At 70.7% G+C, this 3,754-nt stretch carries 2 protein-coding genes; one reads left to right on the top strand and one right to left on the bottom strand.

Annotation, left to right across the window (positions count from 1 at the left end; all coding sequences use genetic code 11):
• Positions 1-66: 66 nt before the first annotated feature.
• Positions 67-723 (bottom strand): response regulator, encoded by a 657-nt coding sequence (locus ACFU7Y_RS22575; RefSeq protein WP_374119964.1) that lies wholly within the window; start codon positions 721-723, stop codon positions 67-69.
• Between the two features lie 360 nt (positions 724-1,083).
• Between ACFU7Y_RS22575 and lanKC the strand changes: the two genes are divergently transcribed.
• Positions 1,084-3,681 carry a class III lanthionine synthetase LanKC gene (gene lanKC / locus ACFU7Y_RS22570; RefSeq protein ID WP_380769457.1) on the top strand — a complete coding sequence of 866 codons (2,598 nt, stop codon included), beginning with the start codon at positions 1,084-1,086 and terminating at the stop codon, positions 3,679-3,681.
• Positions 3,682-3,754: the final 73 nt, after the last annotated feature.

Genomic DNA, 3,754 nt, shown 5'->3' with positions numbered 1-3,754 from the left:
GCGCGTTCCACGCGCGCCCCGGCCGTGGCGGCCGCTCCGGCCATGTGCGGCGCCCCGGCGGTCGGACTACGGTTCCGCCAACAGCCCGGACTCCCAGACCCAGGCGGCGATCCCCACCCGGTTCTGGACTCCCAACTTCTTCTGCAGCCGGGCCAGATGGGTCTTGACCGTGCCCATCGAGATGAAGAGCTCCGCACCGATGTCGGAGTTGGTGAGCCCTTCCGCGACGAGGCGGGCGACCTCCTCCTCGCGCACGGTCAGCGGTTCGCTGGGCTGCCGGACGGTGCGGCGCTCGTGGCGCAGACGGCTCAGCAGTCGCGTGGTGATCTCCGGGCTGATCATGGAATCGCCCGACGCCGCCGCCCGGACCGCCTCCACGAGCACGGCGGAGCGGGACCGCTTGAGGAGGAACCCGCAGGCTCCTTCCCGCAGGGCCGTGTGGACGTACTCGTCGAGGTCGAACGTGGTCACGACGACGACGCGGACCTCGGGGACGGTCCGGACGACCTCCCGCGTGAGCTCCAGGCCGTCCATCTCCGGCATGCGAATGTCCGCGAGCAGCACGTTCGGAACGAGGGATCGTACGACCTCCAGTGCGGCCACGCCGTTCCCCGCCTCGCCGACGACCTGCATGTCGGGCTGGGCTTCGAGGATCCGGCGGAAGCCCATTCGTATGCTGGCTTGGTCATCGGCCAGCACAATGCGCGTTCTCATGCCGTTCATCGTGCCATGCCGAATATGGATGAGCGGGGGCTGTTTTCCGGTCACCCGGGGATCCATTTCGGTCAGGGCCGCATCGGCGGAACCCGGCGTTCGACTTGTGCGAACGAGGTGCCGAGTGCGGTGCCCGCGGCCCGCTGGAGTGTCGCGTTCGGCAGCGTGCGGACGGCGCCTTCCGGAGGGTTGTTGTCCGCTTAAGTTCTGGCTTTGCCGCATTGCCAACGGGTGGGGCTCGGGAGAGGATCGCTCGTGTCGACAGGGCAGCGGCCGCGAATCGGGAAACTCGTTTCGATTACTCGGCTGTTCTTTCGACTCGCATTGTCGAAGCGTATCCGGAGCACCCTCCATGAAAGGGGAAGGCGAATGGACCCGAGGTATGAGGCGTTCACCATCGCCGACCCCGTCTGGTACGAACCGTTGGACCGTTGCGCGGACTCCAGGTCCCGTTTCTCCCTGTCCGACGGCGATGTCCCCGAGGGCTGGCGACGGATCGAGGAAGGCGTCTGGGAGTTCCTGGTTCCGGCCGACGCCGGCAAACTGCCCGAGCAGGGCTGGAAGATCCACGTCAGCGCCACCCCGGAGGCCGCGGAGCGGACCATCGAGTCGGCTTGGGAGGTGTGCCGCCGGCTCCGGCTCCCCTGGAAGTTCCTGCGCAGCCGGCACATCGTCACCGCGATGAACACCAAGTACGCGCACCGGGCCAGCAGCGGCAAGACCGTGACCGTGTACCCGCGTACCGAGGGCGAGCTGCGCGAGGCCCTTGAGGAGCTCGACAAGGTCCTGCGCGGGCGTCCCGGGCCGTACGTGCTGTCCGACCACCGGTGGAACGAGGGGCCGGTCTCCGTGCGCTACGGAGCCTTCGCCCTGATGTGGTGCGAACTCGCGGACGGCACCAGGGTGCCGGCGCTGCGCGACCCCGACCGGCGTCTCGTGCCGGACCACCGGCGCCCGGCGTTCAGCCTGCCCGACTGGGCTCCGGTGCCGGACTTCCTGGCCGAGCACCTGGCCGCCGACAACGGCATGGCCGGGGACGGAACGCTCGGTGGATACCGGGTCCTCAAGGCGCTGCACTTCTCCAACGGAGGAGGCGTCTACCTCGCCGAGGCCGGCGACGGCCGGCAGGTCGTCCTCAAGGAGGCCCGGCCGCACGCAGGGCTCGACGGAAGCGGCGCCGATGCCGTGGACCGGCTGCGCACCGAGGAATCGGTCCTCGCGAAACTGAGTCATCTCCCGTTCGTCCCCCGGCAGTACGAGTCCTTCACCGTGTGGGAGCACCGCTACCTGGCGATGGAGTACGTCGAGGGCGAGGCGTTCAACACCTGGCTGGGCCGGGACTACCCGCTCACCCGCTACCGGCCGTCGGACCGGGCCCGCGAGGACTTCGCCGCGCTCGCCGTCGACCGGCTCCGACAGGTCGAGTCGCACGTGACGGCGATGCACGAAGCCGGCCTCGCCTTCGGCGACCTGCACCACCGCAACATCCTGATCCGGCCCGACGGAACCGTCGCACTGGTGGACTTCGAACTGGCCATGCCGGTCGACTCCGTGCGCACGCTCACCCTCGGAGCCCCCGGATTCACCGACCCCACGATCACCGACCCGCGAGAGGCCGACCTGTTCGCCCTGGGCTGCTGCCAGCTGGCGGCCTTCGCTCCGCTCACCGTGCTGACCCTGCGCAACCCGGCCGTGGTCGCGCCGCTGATCGAGCTGGCCACCACCTCGTTCCCGACGCTGCCACCGGAGTTCGTGCGGCAGATGCTGGAACGGCTCGCGCTGTCGCCCGCCCTGCGGCCGCATCTGCCGGCTGCCGGGTCGGCTCCGGTCGGGGTGGCGGCGTCGACCGCGCCGTCCACGGCCGCGTTGCTCCGCGGCATTTCCGACGCGGCCGATCCCGGCCGTACCGACCGGCTCTTTCCCGGTGACGTCGCCGGACACCGCCCGGGTGCCCCGCTCGGTCTCGCGTACGGCGCACCGGGAGTCCTCCTGGCCCAACTGGCCGCCGGCGCCGAGCCGTCCGCCGAGCACGTGGAGTGGCTGGCGAGGAGCGCGAGCCGTGCTCCGTCCGACGGCGCCCGAGGGCTCTACGACGGACTCGCCGGTTCCGCGTGGCTCCTGCACAGGCAGGGCCACGCGCAGGCGGCGAACCTCATCGACCGGCTCCTGGACGGACCGCTCCCGGCGTCACCCGGGCTGTTCGGCGGGCTGACGGGCATCGCGCACCTGTTCCTGGACGCGGACCTGAAGGACGAAGGCATCCGCCTGGCCGAGCGTGTCCGTGAACTGGTGGGCAGGCCGGGGTTGTTGGACCGCCCCGGACTGATGAACGGCTGGTCGGGCCCCGCCGTGCTCTTCGCGCGCTGCGCCCGGGCCACCGGTGACGTCGAATGGGCGCAGGCCGCCGAACGGGCGGTGCGATGCGATCTGCGCTTCGCACGCGACCTGGACGGCATGCTCCAGATGCACAGCTCCAACCGCCTGCTGCCCTACCTGGCCGAGGGCTCCGGCGGTGTCGCCCTGGCGGCGCTGGCGCTGCCCGCGGCGCAGGCCGAAGCGGTGAACGCCGACGCGATCGTGGCGGGCGCCGTGAGCGCCGGTGCGGTTCGACTCGTCGTCCAGGGAGGGTTGTTCAGTGGTCGCGCCGGACTCGCATACGTGCTCTCCCATGCCCTCCTGCGTCTACCCGACCGGCGAGGCGAGCTCGACGACCACCTCCGGGCCCTGGCTCTCCACGTCGCGCCGCACGACGGCGCCCAGGTGCTGCACGGAGATCAACTGGTCCGTCTTTCGACGGACCTGGCGACCGGCTCCGCCGGCGCGATCATCGCGCTGAAAGCCGCCCAGACTCCCGGTAGCTGCCTGCTCCCCGGCGGCCACTCCACCCAGGAGTGGCCCCCGGCCGGAAGGACCGCCACCGGTGACCCGACCGGACTCGACTGGGAAGGAGGTGACTTCGCATGCTGAACGTTCTCGCTCTGCAGGAGCTCGACGAGGAGATCGTCGTCGACGCCCCGATCAGCACCATCAGCCTGGGTGG

Origin of the sequence: Kitasatospora sp. NPDC057542, assembly GCF_042801945.1 — a bacterium.
Classification (GTDB): Bacteria; Actinomycetota; Actinomycetes; order Streptomycetales; family Streptomycetaceae; genus Kitasatospora.
Note: the sequence above shows the minus strand (reverse complement) of the source record. Positions and strands in the feature narration are given on the sequence as shown.

What these genes read in the sequence shown, in the direction of transcription:
- ACFU7Y_RS22575 (WP_374119964.1), bottom strand. Translation starts at nt 723, where the DNA reads ATGAACGGCATGAGAACGCGCATTGTGCTGGCCGATGACCAAGCCAGC.
- lanKC (WP_380769457.1), top strand. Translation starts at nt 1,084, where the DNA reads ATGGACCCGAGGTATGAGGCGTTCACCATCGCCGACCCCGTCTGGTAC.